At 40.3% G+C, this 16,884-nt stretch carries 12 protein-coding genes and 1 pseudogene; 7 read left to right on the forward strand and 6 right to left on the reverse strand.

From position 1 onward, the window contains the following. The 3 genes from egtD to tatC form a co-directional block, all read right to left on the reverse strand. Window positions 1–685, reverse strand: a 685-nt coding sequence (gene egtD, locus CV014_RS26950; RefSeq protein WP_236144827.1) for an L-histidine N(alpha)-methyltransferase, incomplete at its 3' end; no start/stop codon positions are given. Between the two features lie 692 nt (window positions 686–1,377). Next, on the reverse strand, window positions 1,378–1,710 hold the full coding sequence (locus CV014_RS26955; RefSeq protein WP_236144828.1) for a tRNA-binding protein: 333 nt from the start codon (window positions 1,708–1,710) through the stop codon (window positions 1,378–1,380). A gap of 13 nt (window positions 1,711–1,723) precedes the next feature. Further along, window positions 1,724–2,515 carry a twin-arginine translocase subunit TatC gene (gene tatC, locus CV014_RS26960; protein WP_236144829.1) on the reverse strand — a complete coding sequence of 264 codons (792 nt, stop codon included), beginning with the start codon at window positions 2,513–2,515 and terminating at the stop codon, window positions 1,724–1,726. Window positions 2,516–2,905: 390 nt separating this feature from the next. Here tatC and glgB point away from each other — a divergent pair, with 390 nt between their 5' ends. Both glgB and CV014_RS26970 read left to right on the forward strand, forming a co-directional pair. Further along, window positions 2,906–5,200 carry a 1,4-alpha-glucan branching enzyme gene (gene glgB / locus CV014_RS26965; RefSeq protein WP_236144830.1) on the forward strand — a complete coding sequence of 765 codons (2,295 nt, stop codon included), beginning with the start codon at window positions 2,906–2,908 and terminating at the stop codon, window positions 5,198–5,200. Between the two features lie 218 nt (window positions 5,201–5,418). Next, complete coding sequence (locus CV014_RS26970; protein WP_236144831.1) at window positions 5,419–6,993, forward strand: mechanosensitive ion channel family protein; 1,575 nt, start codon at window positions 5,419–5,421, stop codon at window positions 6,991–6,993. A 60-nt stretch (window positions 6,994–7,053) separates the two neighbouring features. On the opposite strand, the gene CV014_RS26975 is transcribed toward CV014_RS26970, so the two are convergent. The 3 genes from CV014_RS26975 to CV014_RS26985 form a co-directional block, all read right to left on the reverse strand. After that, entirely contained in the window at window positions 7,054–8,322 is a 1,269-nt protein-coding gene (locus CV014_RS26975) for a nucleotidyltransferase domain-containing protein (protein ID WP_236144832.1), read from the reverse strand. Window positions 8,323–8,430: 108 nt separating this feature from the next. Continuing rightward, complete coding sequence (locus CV014_RS26980) at window positions 8,431–9,315, reverse strand: alpha/beta fold hydrolase (RefSeq protein WP_236144839.1); 885 nt, start codon at window positions 9,313–9,315, stop codon at window positions 8,431–8,433. A gap of 258 nt (window positions 9,316–9,573) precedes the next feature. Further along, window positions 9,574–10,074, reverse strand: a complete 501-nt coding sequence (locus CV014_RS26985) for a HugZ family pyridoxamine 5'-phosphate oxidase (protein WP_236144833.1) — start codon at window positions 10,072–10,074, stop codon at window positions 9,574–9,576. 286 nt (window positions 10,075–10,360) lie between these two features. Here CV014_RS26985 and CV014_RS26990 point away from each other — a divergent pair, with 286 nt between their 5' ends. From CV014_RS26990 to CV014_RS27010, 5 genes and pseudogenes are all read left to right on the forward strand, one after another. Then, a complete protein-coding gene (locus CV014_RS26990; protein WP_236144834.1) occupies window positions 10,361–11,845 on the forward strand; it encodes a CIA30 family protein in 1,485 nt (494 codons plus the stop codon). A gap of 566 nt (window positions 11,846–12,411) precedes the next feature. Further along, complete coding sequence (locus CV014_RS26995) at window positions 12,412–13,128, forward strand: PEP-CTERM sorting domain-containing protein (RefSeq protein ID WP_236144835.1); 717 nt, start codon at window positions 12,412–12,414, stop codon at window positions 13,126–13,128. Window positions 13,129–13,443: 315 nt separating this feature from the next. Beyond that, window positions 13,444–14,892 carry a F0F1 ATP synthase subunit beta gene (gene atpD / locus CV014_RS27000; protein ID WP_236144836.1) on the forward strand — a complete coding sequence of 483 codons (1,449 nt, stop codon included), beginning with the start codon at window positions 13,444–13,446 and terminating at the stop codon, window positions 14,890–14,892. A 121-nt stretch (window positions 14,893–15,013) separates the two neighbouring features. Next, window positions 15,014–15,427: an ATP synthase F1 subunit epsilon gene (gene atpC / locus CV014_RS27005; protein ID WP_236144837.1), complete on the forward strand. Its 414-nt coding sequence runs from the start codon at window positions 15,014–15,016 to the stop codon at window positions 15,425–15,427. 233 nt (window positions 15,428–15,660) lie between these two features. Beyond that, a pseudogene (locus CV014_RS27010) lies at window positions 15,661–16,884 on the forward strand (flotillin family protein); the annotation flags it as partial.

The raw sequence follows: 16,884 nt of genomic DNA on the forward strand, positions 1-16,884 counted from the left end.
AATTTAAATGAGAAAGCATATTTAAATTAAAAGCAGCCGTAACTCCTTGACTATCGTTATAGGCTGCTTCTAAAATGCTTTGGGGTTTTTGTAAATCGAGTCCTAGTAAAAAGTAATCACCTGGATTTAAAGCATCAGCCAATTGACGCAAAAATATATCAGATTCCTGTGGATTAAAATTACCTATCGAACTTCCTAGAAAGAAAATCATCCGCGATGATGAAACAGTTGCAGCTAATTGTGTTAATGCTTGTTCATAGGTTCCGACTAAACCATCAATTAAGGAATCAGGATATTTTTTTTGTAAATTAAATACACTTGCTTTGAGGATTCCTGCACTGACATCAATCGGAACATATCTCAAAGAGCGTGCAAGTTTTTGGTAAGCATCTAACAAGAAAATCGTTTTAGTAGAACTACCACTGCCTAATTCTATCAGTTCACATTCGCCAGTGATCTGAGCAATCTCATCGGCGTATTGGCTTAATATCCAGGCTTCTGTACGTGTGGGGTAATATTCTGGTAATTGACAAATTTGCTCAAATAATTCAGAACCGCGATCGTCATAAAAATATTTTGGGGGTAAACTCTTTGGTGTTTGAGTCAAACCTTGAATTACATCATCACCATCATGGTTGATATTTTGATAATGCTCGGTCAGAATTTGAGAATTTCTTGTTAGCATTGTGGAATTTTCCTGATAATTTTGAAATTCAACAATAGCATGAAAACTTTAGAGGACGATTTCTTTTAAATTAATATTCTATGAGAATTTTTTGGCAAAACAACTACAGCTAAAATCAAGCAATACCTTCTGGCTAAAGATACAAATAGTTGCAGTTGAGCCATGATGAAACTCAATAGATTAAGTTGATTTTCATCACTTAACCTGCACTAAGTGTAATTTTTAGCTTTATATCAAATGTATTGACTTATATACCCAAATAATCTAATGGCTATAGATGATTTAATCTACAGTCATTTTGCCAAATCTATTACGTCATTAATACTATCTAGTACCACGCCAAGTCAATAAAGCCAGCATTTAAAAATAAGCTGCTTTGTTGTGCTAGGTATCTGCAAAACTAGAAAGCTGATGAGTTCTAGCAGAGACAGAAGCACTATTTTAGACTTGAACTGATGTGTTCTAGACTACGATAAATATGTATTTTTTACTACACACGGCAATTATACAGCTATTGAGTCCAGGTGTGTATCATCAAACTTGTAACTTTTCTTTACTAGAGTCATACCAATTCACAAAAAATGTGATTCAAATGCAAACGCCAAGAGCTATGCTGAGTCTCATTTTCTTAATCTTGAATTTTGAATATCGCCACTGTAATTATTCATGAACAATCGGTGTAATCAAAATAATTACAAAATGCGTTTACCTAAAGGCACATCTCTATCTGGTTGAATTAAAGCAACTTCACCATCATCTAGAACTACGCCTAAGACTAGAACTTCGGACATAAAATCAGCTATTTGGCGTTGAGGAAAGTTAGTTACAGCTAATATAAATTGATTGAGGATATCATTGGGATTATATAATTTGGTGATTTGCGCGCTAGATTTTTTAATTCCCAAATCACCAAAATCTATCCATAGCTTATAAGCTGGTTTTCGTGCTTTAGTAAACTCCTCTACTTTGATTACCTTACCAACACGAATCTCAACTTTTTCAAAGTCTTCATAGGTAATTTGCATTCTTGACGGATCGTTATTTACCAGAGAGTTTCACTAAACCAATGCCACCAAAATATAAACCCAGTACAGCACCGGCTAAAAGACTTTGGGTGAGAGGATCTGTAGATGGTGTGAGGATAGCACCTAAAATTACTCCTCCCATAATTACATAACGCCAACCTGCAAGCATTGTTGCAGAAGAAACAATTCCCAGATTAGCCAGTAAAAGCTGAATGATCGGCACTTGAAAAGCTAAACCGGTGCTGAACATTAATAAAAGTACAAATTCAAAATACTTATCAATTGACCAAATTTGTTCAACTACATCCGCACCATAGTTGATAAAGAAATTTAAAGCGGCTGGAATTAAGAGTAAGTAAGCAAAGACTAAACCTGCAACGAATAACACACTAGAACCTAAAACTATCGGCCCCAGCAATCGACGTTCACGGCGAGTCAGTCCCGGTAAAACGAACTGAATCACTTGATAGAGGATAAAGGGACTAGAGAGTACCAAGCCACTGTAAGCAGCAACCTTGAGAGAAACAAAGAAATATTCTCCTGGTGCCAGTTGTAGGAATTTTACTCCCTTGGCGGGAACTTCTAACAGCTTAACAATGGGTTTGACAGCGACAAAACAACCGAAAGCACCCACAGCTACAGCAATCAGTGAGTAGAAAATCCTTTGTCGTAATTCTTCTAGGTGGTCGAAAAGAGACATTTCGACTTCATCTGGCAACTCATCGAGATCATTTTCCGAGTTGCCATATCCCTCAGCGTCAATATCAGGAGTGTTTAGGGTGTCTACTTCTTGTGAAGGTGTCATGAGTCAGGTGGTAGGCAACATTTGCTAACTATTCTATCCGCCAAAGTAATTAATTAGAAGGCAAGGGGCAGTGGGACGAGGAAAACAGCCGCAATGCCCAATCAGCTGTTAAGGGTATAAGTAAAGCTCATTGAGAGCGCAGGGGAGCAGGGTGCAGAGAGCAGAGGAGAGGGTTTACAGCTTTGACAACCATGAACATGGTGCAATTTCAATGACGATTAGCTTACCCGATGCCCCATTTCCCATCTTAGTGAATAATTTTGTTGCGTAAGTATATACGATTCAATCTGAGATAGGATAACGATGGCGACAAATTTGCAAATAAATGTAAAGAATATATATATACAAAACCCGATTTAGTCAATCAGTTTATTCTACGTAGGTAGCTTAATGTCCATGACCACGATCGCCCCTGAGCAGGTTAACAGCATCGTTTGGAATCAGCATCAAGATCCTTTTGAAATCCTGGGTTCTCATTTAGTAGAACAGAATGGTAAAAACGTTTGGGCTGTACGTGCCTACCTTCCCAATGCTAGTGCAGCCTGGGTAGTCTTGCCGGAACAACGCCAAGAATACCCCATGCAAGCGGTACACCATCCCCATTTTTTTGAATGTACTATTGAAACCGCCGAATTATCAAACTACCAATTAAAAGTCAAAGAGGGAGAACACGAACGGGTGACTTATGACCCCTACGCCTTTCGTTCTCCCCGTTTAACAGACTTCGATTTACATTTGTTTGCAGAAGGTAATCACCATCGCATTTACGAAAAATTAGGAGCGCACCCCACCGAAGTAGAAGGTGTTAAAGGGGTGTATTTTGCTGTTTGGGCCCCCAATGCCCGTAATGTTTCCGTTTTGGGTGACTTCAACCAGTGGGACGGACGCAAACACCAGATGCGTAAAGGGATCACAGGGGTTTGGGAATTATTCATTCCTGAAATACCCATTGGAGCGCATTATAAATACGAAGTCAAAAACTGGGAAGGTCACATTTACGAAAAGTCTGACCCCTACGGCTTTCAACAAGAACCCCGTCCTAAAACAGCCTCCATCGTCGCCGATTTAAATTCTTATCAGTGGCAAGATGAGAACTGGCTAGAAAAACGCCGTCACACAGACCCCTTAACACAGCCAGTTTCAGTTTATGAAGTTCACTTAGGTTCTTGGTTACACGCTGCCACCTCAGAACCAGCAAAATTACCGAATGGTGAAACCGAACCTGTGGTGATTGCAGCAGAACTGAATCCTGGTTCGCGGTTTCTCACCTATCGGGAGTTAGCAGCGAGATTAATTCCCTACGTTAAGGATTTGGGATACACCCACATCGAATTATTACCCATTGCCGAGCATCCTTTTGATGGTTCTTGGGGTTATCAAGTCACCGGTTACTATGCTCCCACATCTCGCTTTGGTAGCCCCGAAGACTTCATGTATTTTGTTGACCAATGTCACCAAAACGACATCGGTGTGATTGTCGATTGGGTTCCTGGTCACTTCCCCAAAGATGGACATGGTTTAGCATTCTTTGATGGGACGCATCTGTACGAACACGCCGACCCCCGTAAAGGCGAACACAAGGAGTGGGGAACGCTGGTATTTAACTACAACCGCAACGAAGTCCGCAATTTCTTAGTCGCCAATGCGCTGTTCTGGTTTGATAGATACCACATTGACGGTATTCGGGTAGATGCGGTAGCTTCTATGCTCTACCTCGACTATTGTCGCAAAGAAGGTGAATGGCTAACCAACCAGTATGGCGGCAGAGAGAACTTAGAAGCAGCAGATTTCCTGCGTCAAGTCAACCATTTAATTTTTAGTTATTTCCCTGGTGTACTTTCCATCGCGGAAGAATCCACAGCTTGGCCGATGGTATCTTGGCCTACATATACTGGTGGTTTGGGCTTCAACCTGAAATGGAATATGGGTTGGATGCACGATATGCTCGACTACTTCAGCATGGACCCGTGGTTTCGCCAATTCCACCAAAACAACGTCACCTTTAGTATGTGGTACAACCACAGCGAGAACTTTATGCTGGCGTTGTCCCACGATGAGGTTGTACATGGTAAGAGTAACATCATTGGGAAAATGCCGGGCGATCGCTGGCAAAAGTTAGCAAATGTGCGTTGCTTATTTACCTATATGTTTGCTCACCCAGGGAAGAAAACCATGTTTATGAGCATGGAATTCGGCCAGTGGAGTGAGTGGAATGTGTGGGCAGATTTGGAGTGGCAATTGTTACAACATGAACCACACAGACAACTGAAACAGTTTTTCCAAGATTTAAACCATCTCTACCGTGCTGAACCTGCTTTATACACTCAGGATTTTGTCCGTGAGGGGTTTGAGTGGATTGATTGCAGCGATAATCGCCATAGTGTAGTTTCTTTTATCCGTCGTGATAAAGATTCCGGTGATTTTGTCGTTGTGATTTGTAATTTCACACCACAACCCCATTCTCACTATCGCATCGGTGTACCAGAGAAAGGCTTTTACACTGAGTTGTTTAATAGCGATGCTCGTCAGTATGGCGGTAGCAACATGGGCAACTTAGGCGGTAAATGGACTGATGATTGGTCTATGCACAATCGTCCTTATTCTATCGATTTGTGCTTACCACCATTAGGTGTGTTGATGCTGAAGTTGGATAGAGAGCAAACTGCTAAAGCACTGGGTTCATAATCTAGAGGGTGGGAATTTTCCCACCCTTTTTAACTTAGATTTCGCTATAAAATAAACTTATTTTATATTTTACTTTACAATACATATATATTACTTATTTTTTATCTTAATCATCTTAAGTGTTTTAAATATCCTTGCATTCTTACGTCAAGTTTGAGATTTTTAAAGGTTGGGTGACTCAGCATTTGCAAGCTAGTAGGTAAGTTTCTACTCAAAAGATGAATATATTAATTATTCTGGGTGAAGTTGTATTTATAGTATTAATCTTCTCGTTACTTAACTGGCTAATCGGTATCTCAATTAAGCAGATTACTAAAGTTTCTTGGCTGCAAGGTAGAACAGATAACATCACCTTTTTGCGCCAGAGTATCAGCAGAATTTCAATTTTAACCGCCGTGGTGCTATGTCTGGTACTGGTTGGTGTCAATGGGATGGTAATTTATCGAGGTGGTAACGTTCAAGAATTTCAACTGAATTTAATTCGCAGTTTACCTACCCAGTTTTGGGTAAATCTCGGCACAGCAATTCTGAAATCGGTAAGTTTACTTTTACTTGTTAAGTTGAGTGTCACACCCTTAAGCCGTGGGATAAATTGGGTTTGTGACTATGCTAAAAAAGTAGATCACATTAAGGCTAATGATGCGAGTGTTGAGGCTTTTTTCAACGTCTTAAAGAGAACTATTATTCATACTATCTGGATATCTGCTGCTATCCTCTGTGCTGAATTTCTTCATCTTCCAGATGTTGTTCCTAAATATACTTTTATCGGTTTAAAGATATACATCACTGTCACAATTGGGTTACTGATTGTTAAGGCTGTTGCAACTATTGTTGATACTCTCGATGCTCTGAGTCTGAAATATTCTAGTTCTAATAGTTTACTTCGTTTATATGAAAGACTGCGTCATCTCATACCTCTATTGAAAAAATGTTTAGAGTATGTGCTTTATGTCGGTATAGTAAATTTAGTTGTTCCAGAAATCAAACCGATTGCTTGGATTAGTGCTTATACTCCCAGAGTTGTGCAGATTATTGGAGTTTTCTTTCTTAGTAATGTTTTGATTGAAGTGGCTTATTTCATTCTGGATGAGTTCTATTTAAAAGCTACAGACGCAGGTGAATCACAAAGACAAAAGCGGCTGACCCTAATTCCGTTAATCAGGAGTTTTGCTAAATATTTTGTTTACTTTACTGGTGGAGTAACTATACTCAAATTGATTGGTATTGACCCTGCACCTATTTTAGCAGGTGCAGGAATTGTAGGTATAGCAGTGGGTTTAGGGGCGCAAAACCTAATTAATGATGTGGTTTGTGGCTTCTTAATTTTGTTTGAAAATTATTATTTAGTAGGTGATTATGTAGAAGCTGGAAAAATGGAAGAGAGGAGTGTGGAAGGAATTGTAGAGGCGATTGAATTACGAACTACTCATGTCCGACACCCTGATGGTCAATTGCAGATAATTCGCAATGGCGATATTGGATCAATTATTAATTATTCTAAGCGTTACATATATGCAAGAGTAGAATTTAGTGTTTCCTATGAATCTAATTTAGATCATGTGTATAGAGTAGTAGAAAAGATAGGACAGCAGTTAAAGACGAATGAACAGGATGTTTTAGAACCTACGCGAGTAGCTGGAATAGAAAGTTTTGGAGAGAATAATCTTTTGCTGTTGACATTGACAAAAGTCAAGCCAGGAAAACACCTGCATATTCAGCGTGTTCTCCGCAAAGTATTAAAGGACACTTTTAGCCGAGAAGAAATTGAAATTTGCGGTTTTTCTAAGAATTGAGTTGTATTTTTAGATATGAAGAAATACAACTGCAATCATGATGATAACTGTTTCTTGGCTTTATGGGCGATCGCTCAACCAAGACGCACACAAATCAAGACCCCGTTTCAACGGAGTTAGACCAAACTTGATGATTAATCTCACCGGACGAATCATATAATAAAGACCAGCTAAATAATTAGGCAGAGGTAAAGCCACATAATCTTGATCCTTGGGAGTAATGGCAAATCTCAACACAAAAAGACACAGTAAAATTTTATGTCGCCAGCTTTCCATCACTCTAAAATGAAAAGCTAAACGCCAAGACCAAAAAGACCTCTCAAATACATCTAATGGTTCATCGATGTGCATCCATAATCTGGTTTTTACTTCTGTAGCCAAGGTGTGGATAATAGAATTTTGTGCGATTCTTTGCTGAATTATTTCTGGTAGTTGCAGTTTTTGGATATCGGCGGCGAGGAACAATCCTAGCAAAAGCATTCTTTCACAGCCTTGTTTTTGTGCTTGTTCTAAAACTTTTGTCCAGGCAATTTCAGGATGTGATTTAATTAGTTCAGCGACATCACAAATCCACGCTAATCTTTGCCATAAATCCTTACAACCGTGGACACAAAGATATAGTAAAGAATCTTCTAGAGAAAGTTGCAGGATAGTTTGACCGGCTAAAGAGATAGGTTGTAATCTATTCCACAGTGCATCAAAATTTGGTTTAAAGGCGAAATAAGTTGGGGTTAATTCCCAATGTAAATCTATCAAGACTCTGCTATCTGCACTGAGTACACTGTATTCACAAAATACCTCTTGCAGTTCTTGTCTAGCTTCAGTTAAATAAGCTTTACTGTGGTAATTTTGTGATTTTAAAATTTCTATTGTCCTGGGAATATCTTGTTTTTTAACTAGAATATCAAGGTCACTAAATTTTCTCAGCGCAAGATTACCATAAGCGGAAACCGCTAAGACAGAACCTTTAAATGGTATGGCACGAATATGATTTTCTGCTAATAATTGCAGAATATTAACCAATTTGTGGGTTAAAAATAGGTTATTGAGGGTGATTTTTTGGCAATGGCTGTGTAAATCTTCCCAAATGTTTGGCGGAACTTGATTGAGACAAATTTCTTTGAGATTTGTATATAAAAGTGTCTGGACTCTATGCCAAACCGCAATTTTGATTAAATAATGCCAATCTATTTCTGTGGTTACTAACTGTTGAATTTTGACTACTGTTTGTGGGTAGATTTTCGTGTTAGCACAATACACCAAAAGTTCTACTTCTTTGGTGGTACTTAATGGCTGCGTATAAGCAAATATTTGTGGTAATGCAATCATATTGAATCGAACTTACTAGCCTAGTTATTTTGAGGAAACACACTTGTTTGATTTTCTGATCTAATTTGATGAGTAAACAACTAGTTATGTAAAAGTTCGGTAAAATCTTCACACAAAACGCTGTAATAACCCAGTAAACACTGCTGGTAATTCTAGATGGGGTAATACTCCTGTGTCGGCGATCGCATAAAATTCATGAATCGCACTTAAGTTTAAACTCCTCAACCTCCGTCCTAGCTTAATGCTAGTAAATTGCGCCTTCTCTCCCCAAAAGAACACTGTGGGGACAGTAAGTTGTTGAATATACAAACTCAAGTCAAAGTACAAGTCACCGCGTAAAAATGCTAAAGCGGCGAATTTCCCATTGGGTTGTTGTGCAGAGGTAAGATAAGCTTCTACCATCTCCTGTGTCACCCGTTGTGGTTTCGCAAACAGAAAACTTGAGAGAAAATTTCTCACAGCAATTTCATTTTCTGCCCCCAAGCCGTAAATAATATTGTCTAATAAAGGTGTATTAATTATGGGTAGTGGTAGCCTCCTTCCTGCACCTTGACCGAAATCATCAAACCCAGAAGGACAAACTAAACACAGATTTTTAAATAACTCTGGTTGTTGAATCGCTAAACGGATACTAAAAGCCGCAGTTAATGAAGAAGCCACCACCGTTACAGGTTGGCGACAAGTTTGGGTGATAAATTCAGTAATAGTTGTTAGGTAGTCAGAAATTTGATAATCCCGCACTGGATGCGCCGAATCTCCCCAACCGATTAAATCCGGCGCAAGGATGCGGTGAGTAGCAGCAAAAGCCGGATAAACTTTTGACCATTCGTAAGCAGAAGCACCACCGCCAAAATTATGTAAGAACAGTAACGGTGGTAAATTTTCTGTGTCGGAATCTAACCAAGGTGCAGCAGTTTGGGTATAGTAAACTGTTTTTCCCAAAGATGTATTAATAACTTTATGCCCAAAACCAGGGGGTTGAAAACTAAGCATAGGGGTGAGTGGTGAGTGCTGAGTGGTGAGTGCTGAGTTGTGAGTTGTGAGTGCTGTTAGCGATAGCGCGGCGTTTAGCCTGTGCTGAGTTATGAGCATCCTACTAGCATGACAACAAACTAGCAATATATACGAAGAAACACGTTTTTTCCCTTATATCCCTACAACCTCACACATCTAAACCTCTGTTTTACAAGTTGAATTAATTGTTTACTCAGCACTCACCACTCAGCACTCGTTACTCAGCACTCGTTACTCTCATCTAGCTTTTTCGCCGGTGATTTGAGCGAGTTGATCTAAGCGATCGCCACTGATATGGTATGCTGCTCCAAATCCAATCACAAATCTACCTGCTGTTGGAGTCAGGCGGAAAATGCGAAAATCAGCTAAACCGCGCAAAACTTCGATAATTTCACCGAAACGATGTTGAAATTGCTCAACAATTTGATTCCATATCTCAGATTCTCGCTCCATTAAGGTGGCTGTACAATCAAAACTCAAGCGACGACGCGCAAAAATTTGAGTAGTTTGACTTTCATCCTCGATAAATAAAACACACACATGAGGATTGATATGAATATTTTGAGTGTGAGCAGCTAATCCACTTACGTATATATATATATTCTTAGCATCATCCATCACAAAAGGAGTATAGCTAGCGTTGGGAATACCCTGTTGATTGACTGTACTAATAATCACACTCTCAAATTTCTCTGTGAAATTTTCATACTCAGCTTGAGCTTTTTCTAATTGATTCATAAGTAAATCTCTATTTATTTAGTAATATCTAATCAACTATCCTAACGTGTTGACATCCTTGGACCAAAAAACTCATCCACAATCTCAAATTGGCAAGGTGAAGTAGATTTAAGGTGCGTCAGTATGAATCATTTTTTAGTGTAGTGAGTTTTTTTCGCACTGACGCACCCTACTAAGTCGTCTATTTCGATATTTTATTTTTTGGCATTGTCCAACTCAAGACTCATAACTCTACACTCATCACTTCGTTATTATGTAACAAGAAAAGCATTAACAAAACGTAATTGTGGCAGATCAAAATCGCTCTCAATGGGACTTAGGCAGATTTATTAATACCTTGACTTACTTCGAGGTTTTTCCTTGCTTGAACTGGGTACAGCAATTATTTCAAGGTCGTTCCCAGCCTCATCAAAATCCACCTCATGGAGAAAACAGTATGGGTGCAATCTTAGTAGCAGGTGCAACTGGTGGCGTTGGTAAACGAGTAGTCAAGCAATTATTAGCACAAGGCTACAAAGTCCGCGCATTAGTACGAGATATCGATAGAGCTAGAAACATACTTGGTGATGATGTTGACTTAGTAACTGCGGATATTACTAAACCAGAAACTTTAACACCTCTAGTAATGGCCAACATTCAAGCTGTAATTTGTTGTACAGCAGTACGTGTGCAACCAGTAGAAGGAGACACAGCCGATAGAGCTAAATATTATCAAGGCGTGAAATTTTATCAACCGGAAATTGTGGGTGATACTCCAGAAAATGTGGAATATCAAGGCGTTAAAAATCTTGTAGAATCTGCTAAAAAATATCTATCATCATCCAAAGAAAAATTGATATTTGATTTTACTAGCCCTTCTGTAGAATTAAAGAATATTTGGGGCGCGCTTGATGATGTAGTTATGGGAGGTGTGAGCGCAAGTAATATGCAGTTGTTAGAAAACATAGCTGTATTTACTGGTAATGTTTCCACTGCTAATTCTGGGGGATTTGCATCTGTTAGAACCAAAAATTTTGAGCCTACTATTAATTTATCTGGCTATACAGGTGTAGAATTGCGCGTGAAAGGTGACGGTAAACGTTATAAAATTTTTCTGCGTACAGATACAAAATGGGATGGCTTAGGTTATAGTTATTCTTTTGATACAGTGGCGAATACTTGGATAAATATCCGCATTCCTTTTAGTGATTTTGTCCCTGTTTTTCGAGCCAAAATTGTCAAAGACGCTACCGTAATTCCCCAAGATAGAATTACATCTTTGCAATTAATGTTGAGTAAATTTGAATACGATGGTGCATTAAATCCTCACTTTTCACCAGGGAATTTTGCTTTAGAATTATCCTCAATTAAGGCTTATAGCGACATCCATACACCCCAATTTATTCTAGTGAGTTCCGCCGGTGTAACTCGTCCTGGTAGACCAGGAATTAACTTAGATGAAGAACCACCCGCAGTTAGGTTAAATGACCAATTAGGCGGAATATTAACCTGGAAATTAAAAGGGGAAGACAGTCTAAGAACTAGCGGTATTCCCTACACTATTATTAGACCCTGTGCTTTAACTGAAGACACAGGAGGTAAAGAAATAATTCTAGAACAAGGTGATAATATCAGAGGCAAAATCAGCCGTGAAGATGTGGCTCAATTGTGTGTCAAAAGTTTAGAAACACCCCAAGCTTGTAATTTAACCTTTGAAGTAAAAGAAGGTACGAATACAGCAGGAAGTATTAATTGGCAACAATTATTTACTGGGTTAAAAACGGATAATTAAATAATATTAATTGTTACGAGTCTGTTAGGTTACTGAAGAGAGCGATCGCTCTCTTCAGTAACCTACTCAAGACTCGTATCACCTAGACAAGAATATTTTCTATGGTCATAAGCTACGTTTATTAGCTAGACACACTAAAAATCAGCCCTTGTATTATTAATTTTCGATAAAGCATAAATAAAACTGCATAAAGAGTTTACCCTACTACAACTAATTCTTTGAGTGCAGAAATATCCGATAACCTCGATAATATCTAGGTTGTGCTAAATCATTTAGCAGAATTTACAATATATTTTTTTTGTAAAGGTATCACAGTCAGACTAGCGGCATAAGTAGATTTTTCATAGTGTATTGAATATCAAAATGAGGGAAATATTGAGTCCTGCTTCTCCTATATCTTGAAACAACGGCAATGATAGTGCCAATTTCAGTGACTTATTTGAGAATTTTTTGTGTGCTGTTGGCGATCGCAGTCCAGCAAAGACCGAAAACGCACTTTTGTGTAGCTAACTGATCGAGAGAATCCACCTGTTCAGATTCTAATGTTTAAAGGTGTCTACAAACTCATGGCAACCGCAAATTTAATGAAAAAATTTTCTATAGCTACTGCTGGGGTAACTTTTTTAGCTTTAGCTACCCTGGGTACAGGAAAAGCAGAAGCTGCGGTCATAGTTCTTGACTTTGAAGGAATTGTAGATTCTACTCCAGTTGGGAGTTTCTATGATACCGCGCCCCACGACTTTGATGTTACCTTCTCTTCCAATGCTGAAGCTCTTGTTGATTCTGATGCTGGTGGTAGAGGGGATTTTGGTGGTGAACCTAGTCCCAATACGGTTTTGTTTTTTTTGGGTGGTACTGCTGCAACTCTAAATGCACCAAAGGGTTTTACTGATGGATTTTCATTTTTTTATTCAGCAATTAAAAACCCTGGATTTGTCAGAGTGTATGACGGACTGAATGCTACTGGCAACCTGTTGACTCACATCAATTTGCCACTGACACCACGCAACGGTCAGCCTGACCCAACAGGTTTATATAGCCCTTTTGTTCCCATTGGTGTATCGTTCTCTGGTATTGCCAAATCCGTAGATTTCGGCGGAACAATCAATCAGATTGGCTTTGACGATATCACCTTTGGTTCTGATGTTCCTGGTGGTATTGGCTCTCAATCTACGCCTGAACCAGCTTCTCTCTTAGGTTTATTAGGAATAGGAGCTTTTGCTAGTAGTGCAGTATTCAAGCGTAAACAGCAGAAGGATAAGATTACACCAAAGGCAAGCTAGTAAAGTATCAAAATCATCTTTAACAAGTTTTTACTGAAAAACTGCGGTGTTTAACAGCAACACGGCAGTTTTGATTTTTGCCCAACACCACTGAAATTAAATTAACTTTCTGATGTTGTAAGTCTTAAGAATCAATTTATGATTAACAGTTGGGTCATTCAGTCAAGCTGGTGGGCAGAAATTCGCCAAACAACTTTTTAAGGAATTACTAACGGAACTCTGTCCCCATACGGTGTTAGAGTGAAAGATGACATTGCATAATCTTATGTCTTCTAAGACCCATTCTGAAATATAGCTTCAATCATTAGGCGCAGCATGGTCACCACCGCAGAAAAAACAAACATCGGTTACATTACCCAAATCATTGGTCCTGTTGTAGACGTTAAATTTCCCGGCGGAAAATTACCGCAAATCTACAACGCCTTGACCATCAAAGGCACTAACGAAGCTGGACAGGAAATCAACCTCACCATCGAAGTACAGCAACTTTTAGGCGACAACCAAGTCCGCGCTGTTGCGATGAGTTCTACCGATGGTTTAGTACGGGGTTTGGAAGTTGTTGATACAGGCGCGCCCATCAGCGTACCCGTAGGTAAAGCTACCCTCGGCCGGATTTTCAACGTTCTGGGCGAACCTGTAGACAACAGAGGCCCCGTCAACAACGAGGAAACTTTACCCATCCACCGTCCCGCGCCTAAACTCACTGACTTAGAAACCAAACCTTCCGTATTCGAGACAGGGATTAAGGTCGTTGACCTGCTGACCCCCTATCGTCGTGGCGGTAAAATTGGTCTGTTCGGCGGTGCAGGTGTGGGCAAAACCGTGATCATGATGGAATTGATCAACAACATTGCAACCCAGCACGGTGGCGTGTCTGTATTTGCTGGTGTGGGAGAGCGTACCCGTGAAGGGAATGACCTCTACAATGAAATGATTGAATCTGGGGTAATCAACAAAGATAACCTCAACGAATCTAAAATTGCGCTGGTGTACGGTCAAATGAACGAACCACCCGGAGCGAGAATGCGGGTTGGTTTGTCTGGTTTGACAATGGCAGAATACTTCCGCGATGTGAACAAACAAGACGTACTTCTGTTTGTTGACAACATCTTCCGCTTCGTACAAGCTGGTTCGGAAGTATCCGCGCTGTTAGGTCGGATGCCTTCTGCTGTAGGATATCAGCCAACCTTGGGTACTGACGTAGGTCAACTGCAAGAGCGGATTACCTCCACCACCGAAGGTTCTATTACCTCGATTCAAGCTGTATACGTTCCTGCGGACGACTTGACTGACCCCGCACCTGCAACTACATTTGCTCACTTAGATGGTACAACCGTACTATCTCGTGGTTTGGCAGCGAAGGGTATTTATCCCGCAGTTGACCCATTAGGTTCAACCTCCACAATGTTGCAACCCAACATTGTTGGTGATGAACATTACAACACTGCGCGTGCTGTACAAGCAACTCTACAACGCTACAAAGAATTGCAAGACATCATCGCCATCTTGGGTCTAGATGAATTGTCTGAAGATGACCGACTCATCGTAGCACGGGCGCGGAAAGTTGAGCGTTTCTTATCTCAGCCCTTCTTCGTAGCAGAAGTATTCACCGGTTCTCCTGGTAAATACGTAAAATTAGAAGACACCATCAAAGGCTTCCAGAAGATTCTGTCTGGTGAATTAGATGATCTGCCAGAACAAGCATTCTACTTGGTAGGCGACATCAACGAAGCGATCGCTAAAGCCGAAAAACTCAAAGGCTAAACAGAAGTGCTGAGTAATGAGTAATGAGTAATGAGTAATGAGTAATGACTCTTTGAAACTCAGCACTCAGCACTCACAACTCAGCACTAATCACTAATAACTGATAGTTCATAACTGCAACATGACCCTAACTGTCCGTGTAATTTCCCCAGATAAAACAGTGTGGGATGCGGAAGCTGATGAAGTGATTTTACCCAGCACTACCGGTCAGCTAGGTATCCTGAGTGGACACGCACCACTACTAAGCGCACTGGATATAGGCGTGATGCGCGTCCGCACCAACAAAAACCAATCTTGGCAAGCGATCGCTCTTCTCGGTGGTTTTGCTGAAGTCGAAGAAAACGAAGTTACCATTCTGGTGAATGGTGCTGAACGTGGCGACAGCATTGACCTAGAAGCAGCCCGTGCTGATTATAACCAAGCTCAAACCAAATTGAGCCAAGTGCCAGCAGGCGATCGTCAAGCTCAAATTCAGGCAAACCAAGCCTTTAAACGCGCCCGCGCTCGTTTTCAAGCAGCAGGCGGTTTGGTGTAGAAATACACTGAGTATATTATTTTGGGGTGGGCTATTATTGGCTCACCCTTGTTTGTTTGTCTGGGTTTTATTCATAATACATAGGCACTCTAAGGTAAACGTAAAGAGGTGAGGAGTGTTAAAGGTTTGCTCTCTTCATACAAAAGCAAAAAATAATACTAAGTTTAAGAAAACTCAGCCTTATTAAGTGAAGTGATAACTTAGATAATTAGTTGCCCAGAAGGGCGCAGATTATGAAAAGTTTTTCATCTTTCCTTGGTAAGACTAAAAAAAATAAATTAGCTCGTTTTGCAACTACGTTTATAGCTTCCTTAGCATTAGCTAGCAGTATTAACTCAGCTCATGCTAGTAATGTCAAAACATCCACTTTCAAAGAAAATACATCTGCACCAGTCATCGTCGAACAAACCAAGCCAGCTATTACTCCATATCAAGCAGCCGCAGTTGATCCTTTTGTGCTGATTCCTATAGTCTTGGTTGGTGGCTTAGTTATATTTGTCCCTCTGTTCTTTGGTGGCTTAGTAGTTATCGGCGAACGGGAAGTTGGTATTGTTGTCAAGAAATTTGCTATTTCTGGCAAGGGGCTACCGGCCGGAAAACTGATAGCCCTCAACGGTGAAGCAGGCTTGCAGGCTGATACTTTAGCACCTGGTTGGCACTGGGGCTATTGGCCTTGGCAATATTCGGTGCGTAAAGAACCAGTTGTCGTCGTTCCTCAAGGTGAAATTGCGGTTATTGTCGCTGCTGATGGTGCATCCAATCCACCAGAACGCATCTTAGGTAAAATAGTCGATTGTGATAACTTCCAAGATGCCCGAAAATTCCTCACCCACGGTGGAGAAAAAGGTCGACAGATGGGATTTATCACTGCGGGTACATATAGAATCAACACTGCCCTGTTTAAAGTGATTATGGCTGCCAACGCCTCTAATCACGGTATGACTCCTGAACAGTTACGTGTGTATACTGTGGCTTCTGATAAAGTCGGCATCGTTACCACCTTAGATGGAATGCCGATCGCCGGAGGTGAAATTGCCGGTACAGTAATTACAGGACATGATAACTTTCAAAATGGTCAAAAATTCTTAGATGGTGGTGGACGCAGGGGTTTACAAGAACAAATTCTACTGTCTGGTTCTTGGAATCTTAATCCCTGGTTTGTCAACGTGGAACAAGTACCAATGACGGAAATTCCCATTGGTTATGTAGGTGTGGTGATTTCCTTCGTTGGTAAAGCCCAAGAAGACGTTAGCGGCGCGTCCTTCACCCACGGTAATTTAGTCAATCCTGGGCATAAAGGTGTGTGGGTTGAACCTCTGTATCCAGGTAAACATCCCATCAACACCCGCATTATGAAAGTTGAGTTAGTCCCGACTACTAACATTGTTTTAAACTGGTCAGGACGGACAGAAAGACACAAATACGACGCAAAACTTAGAATCTTTAACAGTACGTTC

The organism is Nostoc sp. CMAA1605, from assembly GCF_021596505.1.
Lineage (GTDB): Bacteria > Cyanobacteriota > Cyanobacteriia > Cyanobacteriales > Nostocaceae > Trichormus.